General features: G+C 68.1%; 13 protein-coding genes. 11 read left to right on the forward strand and 2 right to left on the reverse strand.

All coding sequences use genetic code 11. The features are described from left to right. Positions 1–302: 302 nt before the first annotated feature. On the forward strand, positions 303–1,898 hold the full coding sequence (locus tag ACTRWB_RS24040) for an ABC transporter substrate-binding protein (protein ID WP_446903374.1): 1,596 nt from the start codon (positions 303–305) through the stop codon (positions 1,896–1,898). Between the two features lie 189 nt (positions 1,899–2,087). Next, positions 2,088–3,728 (forward strand): ABC-F family ATP-binding cassette domain-containing protein, encoded by a 1,641-nt coding sequence (locus tag ACTRWB_RS24045; protein ID WP_446903375.1) that lies wholly within the window; start codon positions 2,088–2,090, stop codon positions 3,726–3,728. A gap of 16 nt (positions 3,729–3,744) precedes the next feature. Here ACTRWB_RS24045 and ACTRWB_RS24050 read toward each other — a convergent pair whose 3' ends face one another. Then, positions 3,745–4,824 carry an MBL fold metallo-hydrolase gene (locus tag ACTRWB_RS24050; RefSeq protein WP_446903376.1) on the reverse strand — a complete coding sequence of 360 codons (1,080 nt, stop codon included), beginning with the start codon at positions 4,822–4,824 and terminating at the stop codon, positions 3,745–3,747. 305 nt (positions 4,825–5,129) lie between these two features. Between ACTRWB_RS24050 and aceK the strand changes: the two genes are divergently transcribed. The 9 genes from aceK to bioB all read left to right on the forward strand — a co-directional run bounded on the left by aceK (position 5,130) and on the right by bioB (position 15,296). After that, positions 5,130–6,947 carry a bifunctional isocitrate dehydrogenase kinase/phosphatase gene (aceK, locus tag ACTRWB_RS24055; RefSeq protein WP_129513086.1) on the forward strand — a complete coding sequence of 606 codons (1,818 nt, stop codon included), beginning with the start codon at positions 5,130–5,132 and terminating at the stop codon, positions 6,945–6,947. Between the two features lie 56 nt (positions 6,948–7,003). Then, positions 7,004–7,771, forward strand: a complete 768-nt coding sequence (can, locus tag ACTRWB_RS24060) for a carbonate dehydratase (RefSeq protein WP_412022938.1) — start codon at positions 7,004–7,006, stop codon at positions 7,769–7,771. A 96-nt stretch (positions 7,772–7,867) separates the two neighbouring features. Further along, positions 7,868–8,545, forward strand: a complete 678-nt coding sequence (locus tag ACTRWB_RS24065) for an SDR family oxidoreductase (RefSeq protein ID WP_129513088.1) — start codon at positions 7,868–7,870, stop codon at positions 8,543–8,545. A gap of 39 nt (positions 8,546–8,584) precedes the next feature. Continuing rightward, a complete protein-coding gene (locus ACTRWB_RS24070) occupies positions 8,585–9,022 on the forward strand; it encodes a YchJ family protein (protein WP_419685395.1) in 438 nt (145 codons plus the stop codon). Positions 9,023–9,128: 106 nt separating this feature from the next. Next, the gene (locus ACTRWB_RS24075; protein WP_446903377.1) at positions 9,129–10,397 is read left to right on the forward strand and encodes a dienelactone hydrolase family protein; all 1,269 of its coding nucleotides are present in this window, start codon (positions 9,129–9,131) and stop codon (positions 10,395–10,397) included. A gap of 513 nt (positions 10,398–10,910) precedes the next feature. After that, entirely contained in the window at positions 10,911–12,257 is a 1,347-nt protein-coding gene (gene bioA / locus ACTRWB_RS24080; protein WP_446903378.1) for an adenosylmethionine--8-amino-7-oxononanoate transaminase, read from the forward strand. Further along, positions 12,254–13,519: an 8-amino-7-oxononanoate synthase gene (gene bioF, locus ACTRWB_RS24085; protein ID WP_446903379.1), complete on the forward strand. Its 1,266-nt coding sequence runs from the start codon at positions 12,254–12,256 to the stop codon at positions 13,517–13,519. The genes bioA and bioF overlap by 4 nt, the downstream gene beginning before the upstream one ends. After that, the gene (bioD, locus tag ACTRWB_RS24090; protein ID WP_446903380.1) at positions 13,516–14,235 is read left to right on the forward strand and encodes a dethiobiotin synthase; all 720 of its coding nucleotides are present in this window, start codon (positions 13,516–13,518) and stop codon (positions 14,233–14,235) included. Before bioF ends, bioD begins: the two co-directional genes overlap by 4 nt. A gap of 41 nt (positions 14,236–14,276) precedes the next feature. Next, a complete protein-coding gene (bioB, locus tag ACTRWB_RS24095; RefSeq protein WP_193099238.1) occupies positions 14,277–15,296 on the forward strand; it encodes a biotin synthase BioB in 1,020 nt (339 codons plus the stop codon). A gap of 81 nt (positions 15,297–15,377) precedes the next feature. On the opposite strand, the gene ACTRWB_RS24100 is transcribed toward bioB, so the two are convergent. Beyond that, complete coding sequence (locus tag ACTRWB_RS24100; protein WP_176049534.1) at positions 15,378–16,295, reverse strand: LysR family transcriptional regulator; 918 nt, start codon at positions 16,293–16,295, stop codon at positions 15,378–15,380. Between the last annotated feature and the right edge of the window lie 156 nt (positions 16,296–16,451).

The following is a 16,451-nucleotide window of genomic DNA, read 5'->3' on the forward strand; positions in this document are numbered from 1 at the left end:
CTTCGATTTCGCGGCAACTCCCGCTGCGTCAGCGCCGCTCCCGCCGCAATCCCTGACGGCGCCGTGCCCCGTCCCCGCCGCCCGCCTCTCCCGCCGCCACCGCGGCACCCGCCGCCGCATCAACACCCGTTCCGTCGCCAACGCAGCCGTTTGTCGGCCAATTCGCCGCGTTCCGGCGCCTTTTTTCACGCGTCGTATGCTTTGACGGTATGCTATTCGTCAGCCGCGCCGGCCCTGTCCGCTTCCGGGCCGCGCCCGCATCCCGTTACCCAGCAAAAAACACAAGCCACGTGGGAGATCCTATGCACGTCAAGCTGTTCGCCGCGGCCGCGATCGCCGCCGCACTCGCCGCCCCCGGCCTCGCCGCCGCCAAGCCGCTCACCGTCTGCACGGAATCGAGCCCGGACGGCTTCGACGTCGTGCAGTACAACTCGCTCGTCACGACCAACGCGTCGGCCGACGTGATCTTCAACACGCTCGTGTCGTACGACGAAGCCGCGAAGAAGGTCGTGCCCGCGCTCGCCGACAAATGGGACGCCAGCGCCGACGGCCTCACCTACACGTTCCACCTGCGTCCGAACGTCGCGTTCCAGACCACCGACACTTTCAAGCCGGGCCGCGCGCTCGATGCGGACGACGTCGTGTTCACGTTCAGCCGGATGCTCGACGATGCGAACCCGTGGCACAAGGTGGCCGGCGCGAGCGGCTTCCCGCACGCGCAGTCGATGGGCCTCGTGAAGCTCGTGAAGTCGGTCACGAAGGTCGACGACAGCACCGTGAAGTTCGTGCTGAACGAGCCGAACGCGACGTTCGTGCCGATCCTGACGATGGGCTTCGCGTCGATCTACTCGGCCGAATATGCGGACCAGTTGCTGAAGGCCGGCAAGCAGGCCGACCTGAACGCGAAGCCGGTCGGCACGGGCCCGTTCGTGCTGAAGAGCTACACGAAGGACGCGCTGATCCGCTATGACGTGAACCCGACGTACTGGGGCACGAAGCCGAAGGTCGACCGGCTGATCTATGCGATCACGCCCGACCCGTCGGTGCGCCTGCAGAAGGTGAAGGCCGGCGAATGCCAGATCGCGCTGTCGCCGAAGCCGCAGGACGTGCTCGCCGCGAAGGGCGAAAGCGCGCTGAAGGTCGTGCAGACGCCCGCGTTCATGACCGCGTTCGTCGCGCTGAACACGCAGAAAAAGCCGCTCGACAACGACAAGGTGCGCGAGGCGCTGAACCTCGCGTTCGACCGTGCGACCTACCTGAAGGTCGTGTTCGACAACACCGCGACAGCCGCCAACAACCCGTATCCGCCGAACACGTGGAGCTACGCGAAGGACGTGTCGCCGTATGCGTACGATCCCGCGAAGGCAAAGCAGCTGCTCGCGCAGGCCGGCTTCCCGAACGGCTTCTCGACGACGATCTGGACGCGCCCGACCGGCAGCGTGCTGAACCCGAACCCGAAGGTCGGCGCGGAGCTGCTGCAGGCCGACCTCGCGAAGATCGGCGTGAAGGCCGACGTGAAGGTGATCGAATGGGGCGAGCTGATCAAGCAGGCGAAGCTCGGCCAGCATGACATGCTGTTCATGGGCTGGGCCGGCGACAACGGCGATCCGGACAACTACCTGTCGCCGCTGTTCAGCTGCAACGCGGTGAAATCGGGCATCAACTTCGCGCGCTTCTGCGACGCGCAGCTCGACAAGCTGATCGCCGACGGCAAGTCGACCGCCGACCAGGCCAAGCGCGCGAAGCTGTACGAAACCGCGCAGAAGATCATCCACGACCAGGCGCTGTGGATCCCGCTCGGCTACCCGACCGCGGCCGCGCTCACGCGCACGAACGTGAGCGGTTATCACGTGAGCCCGTTCGGACGACAGAACTTCACGACGGTCTCCGTGCAGTAATCGCGCGTGGCGCGCAAGCGACGGCGTGCGCGCCCGTCGCTTGCGGCCCGCGTGCGGCGCTTGCTACACTCCGCTTCTATTCCTCATACCGGACGCCAGCCAAAGTGAACAACTAAGCCTTCCCAAAATGTTTTCGCCGCCGTGCCACGCACGCCGCGCGAAGGTCTTCACGCATTTTCGGAGGTGCTTATGGCTGCTGCCACGCCGACCGGCGCGCTCGTCGCGCTTCATCACGTTTCCTTTCGCTTCGACGACGGCGTCACGCTGTTCGATTCGCTCGACCTTTCCATCGACCGCACGCCGACCGGCATCGTCGGGCGCAACGGCATCGGCAAGAGTCTGCTCGCGCAGCTGATCGCCGGCCGCCGTGCGCCGAGCTCGGGCACGATCGACCGGCACACGCCGGTCGTCTACATCGCGCAGCAGCACGACGATGCGTCGGCCGGCCCGCGCACCGTCGCGCAAATCGCCGCGCTCGATGCGCCGCTCGGCGCGCTTGCGCGACTCGCCCACGGTCGCGCGGAGCCGCACGACTTCGACCTGATCGGCGAGCGCTGGAATCTCGCCGAGCAGCTGCGCGCGGCGCTCGACGCGGCCGGCCTGCACGACGTGCGGCCCGCCACGCCCGCGCAGGCGCTGAGCGGCGGCCAGCTCGCGCGCGTCGCGCTGATCGGCGCGTTGCTGTCCGGCGCCGGCCTGCTCGTGCTCGACGAACCGACCAACCATCTCGACGCGCCCGGCCGCGCGTGGCTGCGTGCGGCGCTCGACGGCTGGCGCGGCGGCCTCGTCATCGTGAGCCACGACCGCGCGCTGCTCGCCGGCGTGCAGCGCATCGTCGAACTGACGCCGCACGGCGCGCGCTCGTACGGCGGCAACTACGCGCTCTACCGCGCGCAGCGCGACGCGGAACAGGATGCCGCGCACGCGGCACTCGATCATGCGCGCAGCGAGCGCGGGCGCGTCAGGCGCAGGCTCGAACAGGAACACGACACGATCCAGCGCCACGCGGCCGGCTCGCTGCGCGACGCAAAGACGGCAAACCTGTCGTCGATGGCGAAACAGAGCCGCAAGGGTGCGGCGCGCCACATCATGGGGCAGGTTCGGCGTCGTCAGGACACGTTCAAGGCGACGCTCGACGAACGCGTACAGCAGGCCGCCGCGCGCGTCGAAGCCGATGCGCCCGTGCTCGTGTCGCTGCCGGGCACCGAGGTCAGCGCACGCCGCCAGCTGTTCACGCTCGAACACGCGCGACTGCCGTGGCGCGTCGCGGGCGACGCCGAAACGATCACGTGGTCGGCGAGCGGCGCCGTGCGCATCGCGCTGACGGGCCCGAACGGATGCGGCAAATCGACGTTGCTGCGGATGCTCGCGGGCGAGCTCGCGCCGCGTTCAGGCGCATGCGCGACGCACGTGAGCGCCGCGTATCTCGACCAGCGGCTCGCGCTGCTCGATCCCGAGCGCTCGATCGTCGAGCAACTGGGGCTGCTCGATACGCCGCTCGCCGAAGGCGATCTGCGCAGCCGTCTCGCGCTGTTGCAGCTCGACGCGGCGCGCGCGACGCAGCCGGCGCGGCAGCTGAGCGGCGGCGAACGGCTGAAGGCCGCGCTCGCATGCGCGTTGTGGCGCGGCACGCCTGCGCAACTGCTGCTGCTCGACGAGCCGACCAATCACCTCGATCTGGAATCGGTGCGCGCGATCGAAGCCGCACTGGCCGGCTTCCCGGGCGCGATCGTGGTCGCGTCGCACGACACCGCGTTTCTCGCGGCGCTCGCACCGACGCACACGATGCAATGGCATCACGACGGGTGGCGTTACGAACCCGTCGTGTGAGGACAACGAAGCGGTATCAGCGGGCGGTGAGGAATCGCAGCACGCCGTCGTCGCCCTGCTCGCGCACGAGTTCGCCCGCGAGCCACAGCAGGTTCAGGTGCGCGAGCGCCTCGCCGAGCGCGAACGTCATCTGGTGGATATCGAGCTCGCGGCGGCGGAACATGATCGGCACGATATCGGCCGCGCTCGTCGGCTGCTCCGCGCACGCGACGCGTACTTCGTCGAGCCGCGCGTCGTGGTGCGCACGCAGTTGCGCGATGCGCGTGCGCACGCCGCGGAACGGCTTGCCGTGCGACGGCAGCACGAGCGTGTCGGGCGCCATCGTCTCGTAGCGGCCGAGCGACTGCAGATACAGCGCGAGCGGGTTCGCTTCCGGCTCGAGGTCGAACACCGACACGTTGGTCGAGATGCGCGGCAGCACCATGTCGCCGGAGATCAGCACGCCGTCCGCGTCGCTGTGCAGCGCGCAATGTTCAGGCGAATGGCCGAAGCCGGTGACGACGCGCCATGTGCGCGTGCCGATCGTCACCGCGTCGCCTTCGCGCAGGCGCCGGTAGCGCGGCGGCACGGCCGGCACGAGATCCGAGTAGTAGTTGCGGCGGTTGCGCAGCTTGTCGAGCGCGGCGGGATCGGTCAGCCCGTGGCGCGCGAAGTGATCGGCGGCCGCCGCGCCGCCCGCGTTCGAGCCGTTGCCGGCCGCCATCAGGCAGCCGAACATGTACTCGCCGAGCGTCATCCACAGCCGCACGTTCCAGCGGCCCCGGTCGCCACCTTCGCACAGCCAGTTCGCGAGGCCGAAGTGATCGGGGTGGCAGTGCGTGACGAGCACGCGCAGCACCGGCAGGCCGTCGAGATGCGTGTCGAAGATCTGTTCCCAGTGCGTACGGATCGCGTCCGACGAGATCCCGCAATCGACGATCGTCCAGCCGGCCTGCCCGTCGATCTCGTCGCGCAGCAGCCACAGGTTGATGTGGTCGAGCGAGAACGGCAGCGGCATGCGCAGCCAGCGCACGCCGGGCGCGACCTCGAACGTGTCGCCCGCGGCGGGCAGCGTGTCGGCGAAGGGATAGTCGAGTTGGTGTTCCAGTGCGTTCATCGGTGGGGCGTCTCGTCGTTATCGGTGCGAATGCGCGCCGGCGGCAGGCCGCGGCGGGCGATCCGTCGATTCTATCGCCGTCGCACGGAACGCGTGCCCGGCGGCAGCCGGCCCGTCAAAAAAAGTTCGTGTCAGAATCGGTTCCGTACCCGTATCTTTACGCGAAGATGCACCGAACAGCCCCCAACGGCGAATAACGCGCCAATTGACGACCGCCGGTGCGTCCCCGCTAAAGTCATTGAAACGCCGACTTGGGCGCTAAAATGGCGAGTGCTTACAGCCCCTCCCGAACGAGCCTGCACGCGATGAATCACTTCCCCAAACTGCTGTCTTCGCAGATCGGTTTCGACGTCGCGCAGACGATGCTCGAAAACTTCGACCGCCACTACCGGATCTTCCGCGAAGCCGCCGTCGAGGCGAAGACGCTGTACGAGCGCGCCGACTGGCACGGGCTGCAGCGGCTCGCGCGCGAGCGGATCACGTCGTACGACGAACGCGTGCAGGAATGCGTCGAGTGGCTGGAGGACGAATACGACGCGGAGAACATCGACGACGAGGTCTGGCAGCAGATCAAACTGCACTACATCGGCCTGCTGACGTCGCACCGCCAGCCCGAGTGCGCGGAAACGTTCTTCAATTCGGTGTGCTGCAAGATCCTGCACCGCTCGTACTTCAGCAACGATTTCATCTTCGTGCGCCCGGCGATCTCGACCGAATATCTCGAGAACGACGAGCCGGCCGCGAAACCGACCTATCGCGCGTACTATCCGGGCACCGACGGGCTCGCGGTCACGCTCGAACGCATCGTCACGAACTTCCAGCTCGAGCCGGCGTTCGAGGATCTCACGCGCGACATCGCATGCGTGATGCAGGCGATCGACGACGAATTCGGCCATTTCGACGAAGCGCCGAATTTCCAGATCCACGTGCTGTCGTCGCTGTTCTTCCGCAACAAGAGCGCGTACATCGTCGGGCGCATCATCAACGCCGACCGCGTGCTGCCGTTCGCGGTACCGATCCGCCACGTGCGCCCGGGCCTGCTCGCGCTCGACACCGTGCTGCTGCGCCGCGACCTGCTGCAGATCATCTTCAGCTTCTCGCACTCGTATTTCCTCGTCGACATGGGCGTGCCGTCCGCGTACGTCGACTTCCTGTGCACGATCATGCCCGGCAAGCCGAAGGCGGAAATCTACACGTCGGTCGGCCTGCAGAAGCAGGGCAAGAACCTGTTCTACCGCGACCTGCTGCACCACCTGTCGCATTCGAGCGACCGCTTCATCATCGCGCCCGGGATCAAGGGCCTCGTGATGCTCGTGTTCACGCTGCCGTCGTTCCCGTACGTGTTCAAGATCATCAAGGATCACTTCCCGCCGCCGAAGGAAACGACGCGCGCGCAGATCATGGAGAAGTACCAGCTCGTGAAGCGCCACGACCGCCTCGGGCGGATGGCCGACACGCTCGAGTATTCGAGCGTCGCGCTGCCGCTCGCGCGGCTCGACCACGCGCTGGTGCGCGAGCTGGAGAAGGAAGTGCCGTCGCTGCTCGAATACGAGGACGACAATCTCGTGATCAAGCACCTGTATATCGAGCGCCGGATGACGCCGCTCAACCTGTACCTGCAGAACGGCACCGACGCGGACATCGAGCACGGCGTGAAGGAATACGGCAACGCGGTGAAGGAGCTGATGAAGGCGAACATCTTCCCCGGCGACATGCTGTACAAGAACTTCGGCGTCACGCGCCACGGCCGCGTCGTGTTCTACGACTACGACGAGATCGAGTACCTGACCGACTGCAACGTGCGCCGCGTGCCGCCGCCACGCAACGAGGAAGACGAGCTGTCCGGCGAACCGTGGTATACCGTCGGCCCGCACGACATCTTTCCGGAGACCTACGGGCCGTTCCTGCTCGGCGACCCGCGCGTGCGGGGCGTCTTCATGAAGCATCACGCGGACTTTTTCGATCCCGCGCTGTGGCAGGCAAGCAAGGACAAGCTGCTGCAGGGCGAATTGCCCGATTTTTATCCGTACGACGCGGCGCTGCGCTTCAGCGCGCGCTACCCGGCGCGCTTCGGCGCGACGGACCAGAACGACGGCGAAGGCGACGCGCAGCGCGCCGCCTGACGCCGGTGACACCGAATCCGATATCGACCTGATTTCCGCACACGGAATCCACACCGATGAACACCCAAGACAACCCGCTTTCACACCTGTTCGACAACAACGACGCGTGGGTCAAACGCAAGCTCGCCGACGATCCCGAATTCTTCACGCGCCTCGCCGACCAGCAGGCGCCCGAATATCTGTGGATCGGCTGCTCGGATTCGCGCGTGCCCGCGAACCAGATCATCGGCCTGCCGCCGGGCGAAGTGTTCGTACACCGTAACATCGCGAACGTCGTCGTGCACAGCGACCTGAACTGCCTGTCGGTGATCCAGTTCGCGGTCGACATCCTGCGCGTGAAGCACATCATGGTCGTCGGCCACTACGGCTGCTCGGGCGTGAACGCGGCGCTGCACAACCGCCGCGTCGGCCTCGCGGACAACTGGCTGCATCACGTGCAGGACGTACGCGAGCGCCACGCGGCGCTGCTCGACGAATGGCCGGTGGGCGAAGCGCGTTATCGCCGCCTGATCGAACTGAATTCGATCGAGCAGGTCGTCAACGTGTGCCGCACGACGATCGTCAACGACGCGTGGGCGCGCGGCCAGTCGCTCACCGTGCACGGGCTCGTGTACGGCGTGCACGACGGCCGGATGCGCAACCTCGGGATGGCCGTGTCGAGCTTCGACGCGCTCGACGAAACCTACAAGCGCTGCGTTGCCGCGCTCACCGCACGCGGCGAGCATGCACCCGACAACGACATGGTCGCGGCGGACGCCGCGCGGCTCGACGGCGTCGCGCAAGCAGTCGCCGACACGCTGAAGCCGTGCGGGGACGCGCAGTAACGTCCCGCTGCCGCGGCGAGGCTGCCACGACACGCATCGAACGGATCTGACACCGGCACCGCCGCCACGGCGGTGCCCAGGAAAGGAGCGACGGGCATGAAAACCGTACTGATCGTCGGCGCATCGCGCGGCCTCGGCCGCGAATTCGTCAGGCAATACCGGCGCGACGGCTGGAACGTGATCGCCACCGCGCGCGACGAAGCGTCGCTCACCGAACTGCACGCGCTCGGCGCGCAAGCGCATGCGCTCGACATCGCGCAGCCGGAGCAGATCGCGGCGCTCGGCTGGAAGCTCGACGGCGAGCGGCTCGATGCGGCCGTGCTCGTGTCGGGCGTCTACGGGCCGCGCACCGAGGGCGTCGAGACGATCACCGCGGAGGATTTCGACGCGGTGATGCACACGAACGTGCGCGGACCGATGCAGTTGCTGCCGATCCTGCTGCCGCTCGTCGAGGATGCGCGCGGCGTGCTGGCCGTCGTGTCGAGCCGGATGGGCAGCATCGCCGAGGCGACCGGCACCACAGGCTGGCTGTATCGCGCGAGCAAGGCCGCACTGAACGACGTGCTGCGCATCGCGTCGCTGCAAACGCGTCACGCCGCGTGCATCTCGCTCCATCCCGGCTGGGTGCGCACCGACATGGGCGGCGCGCAGGCCGCGATCGATCCGGAAACCAGCGTGACCGGCATGCGCCGCGTGATCGCCGAAGCCAACGCGGACGTGTCGCAGGCCAACGGCCGTTTCTTCCAGTACGACGGCATCGAGCTGAGCTGGTGAGCCGAGCCGACAACCCGGCGTCGTTAATTCCCGTTTCGCATGATTTTGACCCGACCTGACGCGTGCCCGTGCGGCGGCGCGTCCCCCGCACCCGCCGGCAAAGCCCCGGCGCCCCGCTATGCGGCCTGCTGCGGCCGCTTCATCGACGGCGGCGCCGCCGCGCCGACCGCGCTCGAGTTGATGCGCTCACGGTACAGCGCGTACGTGCTCGGCGCGACCGACTACCTGCGCGCGACGTGGGCGGCGCGCACCTGCCCGCCCGATCTCGACACCGACCCCGAAGCGCCCGACGCGCCGCGCTGGCTCGGCCTCGCGGTGAAACGCCATGCGCCGCTCGACGAACGGCACGCGGAGGTTGAGTTCGTGGCCCGCTACAAGGTTGGCGGACGCGCTTACCGGCTCCACGAGACGAGCCGTTTCGAGCGCGATGAGCAGGGTTTCTGGCGCTATGTCGACGGCGAAGTAAGTGAACGCTGACAAATAGTTGCTGTGTCAGACGCCGGGTAATTCCCGCATTGCACAACCCGAATTTGTCGGGCTACGATGACCTCGAATTGGTCATGTTGCATGGCAGGGCTTACGAATGGCGTTCAGCAAGGTATTGGTGGGATGGATGGCGGCCTGTGCGCTGTCGGCCGCTCAGGCCGGTACGCTGCCGAACGCGAATACGGGTGCCGGCACGGCAACCGGATCGCTCGCCCACGCCGAGCGCTTCGATTACAGCGACGCGAACCTGCCGCAGGTCGCGGCCGACCTCAACGAACAGATCCTCCGCATTCCGGCCGATGCTTCGGGCTCCGTCACGCTCGAAGCGACGCTCTTCAAGCCGGACGGCCCCGGCCCGTTCCCGCTCGTCGTCTTCAATCACGGCAAGAACACCGGCGATCTCCATCTGCAGCCGCGCAGCCGGCCGCTCGCGTTCGCGCGCGAATTCGTGCGCCGCGGTTATGCGGTGATCGCGCCGAACCGCCAGGGCTTCGCCGGCTCGGACGGCACCTACCAGCAGGAAGGCTGCAACGTCGGGAAGAACGGCCTCGCGCAGGCCGCCGACGTCGACGCGACGGTGCGCTACATGTCGCGCCAGTCTTACGTCAATGCGTCGCGCATCGTCGTCGCCGGCACGTCGCACGGCGGCCTCGTATCGGTCGCGTACGGCACCGAAGCCGCACCGGGCGTGCGCGGCATCATCAACTTCTCCGGCGGGCTGCGCCAGGACCTGTGCGACGGCTGGCAACGCAACCTCGTCGACGCGTTCGACCAGTACGGCGCGCACACGGCCGTGCAGTCGCTGTGGCTGTACGGCGACAACGATTCGGTGTGGACGCCCGGGCTCGTCGCGCAAATGCACGACGCGTACGTGTCGCACGGCACGCAGGCCCAGTTCATCGATTTCGGCCGCTACAAGGACGACGCACACCGGCTGATCGTCGATCGCGACGGCGTGCCGATCTGGTGGCCGGCCGTCAACGCGTTCCTCGCGAAACTGAACCTGCCGACCACGGTGCACTATGCGGTCGCGAACCCGCACGAACCGAAAGCCACCGGCTATGCGGCCATCGATGCGGTCAACGCGGTGCCGTATGTCGACGAAGCCGGCCGTGACGGCTATCGCCGCTTCCTGAACCAGCATCCGAGCCGCGCGTTCGCGGTGTCGTCGGAAGGTGCGTGGTCGTGGGCCGAAGGCGGCGACGACCCGATGGCGCTCGCGCTCGACAACTGCGCGAAGCAAGGCGCGGGCGCGTGCCGGCTGTATGCGGTCAACGACCGCGTCGTGTGGAACACGACGCAGACGGCCGACAACGGCGACGACAATACGCGCGACACCGCTACGCCCGCGCTGGCTTCGCGCTGACACTGACGCGCGGCGGGTAGTAGGCCGCGCCTGTTTCGCTGCTGTTCCCGCTTCCCGTCTCGCCCCTCATCCCTCATTCTTCCGTGCGTGATCGCCTCGCGCGTCGCCGTCTACGCGCTTGCGCCGTCTCGCCATCACCTGCCGTTCCGGCGGTCCGCTCCCTCGCCTGATTCCGCAGACCATTCCGCCGCCACCCTTCGCGCGTGGTATCGCTTCCCTCCGCCGCGCCCCTTCGATCCCCGATTTTTCGCGATCGCACCGCATGCCGCCCCACGATTTTTTTCTGTCGGGGGGTCTTACTCGAACGTCGTCATCTGCCGTCATTTCCGGGCATCCGATCCGTTCCGTTCCGAGCCGCTCCGATCTGCGCCGAACTCCCGCCCCGTAAGGCTTTGCGGTGTTTGTAACCGCTAGTGCAACGTCGCGCGGAACACGCTAATCTCAGCGCGTTTTCGTATCTGCCGCGCGGCATCCCGTCGATGCCGCGCGGCCGTTTTAGCCTCCGGAGTTGCCTTGAGTACGCCAGCCACCGACGACTGGGTCGCGCGCAGCCTGCGCGCGGTCTGGCACCCCTGCACCCAGATGAAGCACCACGAGCGCCTGCCGCTCGTTCCCGTCGCGCGCGGTGCGGGCGTATGGCTGTACGACCGCGACGGCCGCCGCTACTTCGACGCGATCAGCTCGTGGTGGGTCAACCTGTTCGGCCATGCGAACCCGGACATCAACGCGGCGCTGAAGGACCAGCTCGACACGCTCGAGCACGCGATGCTCGCCGGCTGCACGCACGAGCCCGCGATCGAGCTCGCCGAGCGGCTGCACGCGCTCACCGCGCGCACGCTCGGCCATGCGTTCTTCGCGTCGGACGGCGCGTCGGCCGTCGAGATCGCGCTGAAGATGAGCTTCCACGCGTGGCGCAACCGCGGCCGCGCGGGCAAGCAGGAATTCGTGTGCGTCGCGAACAGCTATCACGGCGAGACGATCGGCGCGCTCGGCGTGACCGACGTCGCGCTGTTCAAGGACGCGTACGACCCGCTGATCCGCCATGCGCACGTCGTCGCGTCGCCCGATGCGCGCGGCGCGCTGCCGGGCGAGACGGCCGCCGACGTCGCGGGCCGCGCGCTCGCCGACGTGCGTCGCCTGTTCGTCGAACGCGGCGACCGGATCGCCGCGCTGATCGTCGAGCCGCTGGTGCAGTGCGCGGCCGGCATGGCCATGCACGATCCGTCGTACGTGCGCGGCCTGCGCGCGCTGTGCGACGAATTCGGCGTGCACCTGATCGCCGACGAGATCGCGGTCGGCTGCGGCCGTACCGGCACCTTCTTCGCGTGCGAGCAGGCTGGCGTCTGGCCCGATTTCATGTGCCTGTCGAAAGGCATCAGCGGCGGCTACCTGCCGCTGTCGCTCGTGCTCACGCGTGACGACGTGTTCGCGGCGTTCTACGACGACGACACGACGCGCGGCTTCCTGCACTCGCATTCGTACACCGGCAACCCGCTCGCGTGCCGCGCGGCGGTCGCGACGCTCGACCTGTTCGCGCGCGACGACGTGCTCGCGGCAAACGCCCGCAAGTCGGCCGCGATGCGCACCGCGCTCGCGCCGCTCGACACGCACCCGCAGGTGCGCCACCTGCGCGAGCGCGGCACGCTGTTCGCGTTCGACGTCGCGCTCGACGGCGGCGCGGCGCGCGGCTTCTCGCGGCGCTTCTTCGAACGCGCGCTCGAACGCGAGCTGCTGCTGCGCCCGATCGGCACGACCGTGTACCTGATGCCGCCGTACGTGATGAGCGACGACGACATCGCATGGCTCGCGCAGCGCACGCGCGACACGCTCGACGCAACGCTGGCGGAGGTTGCACGATGAGCCTGCTCGACACCCTGCAGCGCGGCCTCGCCGATCTCGATGCGCAAGGGCTGCGCCGCGTGCGACGCACCGCCGATACCGCGTGCGACGCGCGCATGACCGTCGACGGCCGCGAGATCGTCGGCTTCGCGAGCAACGACTACCTCGGCCTCGCCGCGCATCCGGCGCTCGTCGCCGCATTCGGCGAAGGTGCGCAGCGCTATGGTTCCGGCAGCGGCGGCTCGCACCTGCTCGGCGGCCATTCGCGTGCGCACGCGACGCTCGAGGACGAACTCGCGGGCTTCGCGGGCGGCTTCTCCGACGCGCCGCGCGCGCTGTACTTCAGCACCGGCTACATGGCGAACCTCGCCGCGATGACGGCACTCACCGGCAAAGGCGCGACGATCTTCTCCGACGCGCTGAACCACGCATCGCTGATCGACGGCATGCGGCTGTCGCGCGCGAACGTGCAGGTCTATCCGCACGCGGACACGGCCGCGCTCGGCGCGCTGCTCGACGCGTCCGACGCCGAAACGAAACTGATCGTCAGCGATACCGTGTTCAGCATGGACGGCGACCTCGCGCCGCTCGCCGAACTCGTCGCGCTGGCCGAACGCCACGGCGCGTGGCTCGTCGTCGACGATGCGCACGGCTTCGGCGTGCTCGGCCCGCAGGGCCGCGGCGCGCTCGCGGCCGCCGCGCTGCGTTCGCCGAATCTCGTCTACGTCGGCACGCTCGGCAAGGCGGCCGGCGTCGCGGGCGCCTTCGTCATCGCGCACGAGACCGTGATCGAATGGCTGATCCAGCGTGCGCGCAGCTACATCTTCACGACGGCCGCGCCGCCCGCCGTCGCGCATGCGGTATCGGCCAGCCTGAAGGTGATCGCGGGCGACGAAGGCGACGCGCGCCGCGCGCATCTCGCCGCGCTAATCGAGCGCACCCGCGCGCTGCTGCGCAACACGCGCTGGCAGCCGGTCGATTCGCACACGGCCGTGCAGCCGCTCGTGATCGGCAGCAACGACGCGACGCTCGCGGCGATGCGCGCGCTCGACGCGCACGGCCTGTGGGTGCCCGCGATCCGGCCGCCGACGGTGCCGGCCGGCACGTCGCGACTGCGCGTGTCGCTGTCGGCCGCGCATTCGTTCGACGATCTCGCGCGACTCGAGACTGCATTGATCGAAGCCAGCGAGAAGCCGGACCACCCCCACGCTCACTCTCGTTCGCTGCCCCCCGAGGGGGCTGCAGCCTCCCTTGGGGCGGCCCGGCGGGAGACTGCAGCATGACGGCCCCCCTTTCGCTCTTCGTCACCGGCACCGACACCGAAATCGGCAAGACCTTCGTATCGGCCGCGATGCTGCACGGCTTCGCACGGCTCGGCCTGCGCGCGGCCGCGCTGAAGCCCGTCGCGGCCGGCGCGTACGAGCGCGACGGCGTCTGGCACAACGAGGATGCCGACCAGCTCGACGCGGCCGCGAACGTCGTGCTGCCGCCCGAACTGCGCACGCCGTTCCTGCTGAAAGCGCCGGCCGCACCGCACATCGTCGCCGCACAGGAAGGCGTGACGCTCGACATCGACACGATCGTCGCGTGCCATCGCGAGGCGCTGACGCGCGCGGACATCGTCGTCGTCGAAGGCGCCGGCGGCTTTCGCGTGCCGCTCACCGACACGCGCGACATGGCCGACCTCGCGGTCGCGCTCGGCGTGCCGGTCGTGATGGTGGTCGGCGTGCGGCTCGGCTGCATCAGCCATGCGCTGCTGACGGCCGACGCGATTCGCCAGCGCGGCCTCACGCTGGCGGGCTGGGTCGCGAATCATGTCGACCCGGCGATGTCGTTCCCGGACGAGAACGTCGCGACGCTGCGCGACTGGCTCGCACGCGAGCACCGCGCACCGCTGATCGGCCGCATTCCGTACATGGCGCCGGCCGCGCCCGAATCCGCCGCGGCGATGCTCGACATCGACGCGCTCGTCGAGTCGCTGCGTACCGCACAGCGTTGACCCAACCGAATCCCCACTCCCGCCCAGGACAGGAAAACGAAATGACCCAAGCCCAGACCGCCGCCGTGCAACCCGACGCGATTCCCGTGGCCGCACCGGCCCCGCAGCGCTGGCGCGTCGCCGACGTCGTCGCGCTGTTCGCACTGCCGTTCAACGATCTGATCTTCCGCGCACAGCAGGTGCATCGCGAGCACTTCGATGCGAACGCGGTGCAGTTGTCGACGCTGCTGTCGATCAAGACGGGCGGCTGCGAGGAAGATTGCGGCTACTGCTCGCAGTCGTCGCATCACGACACGGGCCTGAAGGCCGAAAAGCTGATGGACGTCGACGCGGTGCTCGACGCCGCGCGCGCGGCGAAGGCGAACGGCGCGAGCCGCTTCTGCATGGGCGCCGCGTGGCGCAACCCGAAGGAGCGTCACATGCCGGCGCTGACCGAGATGGTGCGCGGCGTGAAGGAACTCGGCCTCGAAACCTGCATGACGCTCGGCATGCTGGAAGACGAGCAGGCGCAGCAGCTCGCGACCGCAGGCCTCGACTACTACAACCACAACCTCGACACGTCGCCGGAGTTCTACGGCCAGGTGATCTCGACGCGTACGTACCAGGACCGCCTCGACACGCTCGACCGCGTGCGTGACGCCGGCATCAACGTGTGCTGCGGCGGCATCATCGGGATGGGCGAATCGCGCCGCGAACGCGCGGGCCTGATCTCGCAGCTCGCGAACCTGAACCCGTATCCGGATTCGGTGCCGATCAACAACCTCGTCGCGATCGAAGGCACGCCGCTCGAAGGCACCGCGCCGCTCGACCCGTTCGAGTTCGTGCGCACGATCGCGGTCGCGCGCATCACGATGCCGAAGGCTGTCGTGCGCCTGTCGGCCGGCCGCGAGCAGCTCGACGACGGGCTGCAGGCAATGTGCTTCCTCGCCGGCGCGAACTCGATGTTCTACGGCGACCAGCTGCTGACGACCAGCAACCCGCAATCGCAGAAGGATCGCGCGCTGTTCGAACGCCTCGGCATCCGCGCAAGCGACGCGGACGCGATGTCGGCCAGCGCGTAAGCGCAACGCACGGCGGATTCGTCCACCGAAGAAAAAAGCCGGGATGCGTCCCGGCTTTTTTCATGCGGGTTCGCCGCGCACTCAGGTCGCGCCGCCCAGCGCGCGCGGCTCCATGAACGTGTGCCTGAAGTAGTCGCGCACCGCGTGCATCGCGGGGCTCAACTCGATGTTCTTGCGCCACGCGAGGCCGACGCTCATCGGCGGCACCGGGTCGCGCAGCACGATCGTCTCGATACGCCGCCCTTCGAGCGACCACGGGCGATACACCATGTCGGACAGGATCGCGACGCCGCTGCCGTTCGCGACCATGCTGCGCACGGCCTCGACCGACGACGTGCGCAGGATCACGTTCGGCCGGTACGGCGTCTCGTTCCAGTAGCGCAGCGCCGTCTGTCCGGCCTCGTCGACCGTCAGCATCACGAACGGCTCGTGTGCGACCTCCGCGAACGTGACGCTCTCGCGCCTGAGCAGCGGATGATGCGCGCCGACCCACAGCCGGCGCACCGAATGGATCACCGGCTCCAGCACGAGCTCGGGATTCGACACGTTCGACGTCAGCAGCACGGCCATGTCGTAGCGGCCCGCGATCAGCCCTTCCTCGATCGACTCGCGGTTCAGTTCATGCAGGTGGATCGTCAGGCGCGGATAGAGCGTCTTCAACCGCAGCACGTGATGCGGCAGGAAGTAGCCGAGCACCGTGTAGCTCGCGGCGATCGCGAGCGTGCCCGTCAGCGTGCTTTCGAGGTTCGGGATCCGCATCGCCTCGTCGACCGACGACAGGATCGTGTACGCATGATTGAGAAAGCGCCGCCCGGTATCCGTGAGCGTCACGCCCGCCGACGTGCGCAGGAACAGCTGCGTGCCGAGGCTGTCCTCCAGCTCCTTGATGGCGCTCGTCACGGCCGACTGCGAGATCGTGAGCTGGATCGCGGCCTGCGAGATCTGTCCGAGCTCGGCGGTCGCGACGAAGTACTTGAGCTGTCTGAGAGTCAGGGCCATGTCCGGTGGAAAACTGATGGGCACACGGCAAACATCATATCAACCGCTCCGCCGGCGGCAATCCGTGACCGCCCGACCCACGCACACGGGCCTGTGGCGGCGCTGCGCGGCCGATTCCCGCGATATCTGAAAAATCGATACGGTCGCATATAAAAA

The organism is Burkholderia sp. YIM B11467 (genome assembly GCF_052952715.1).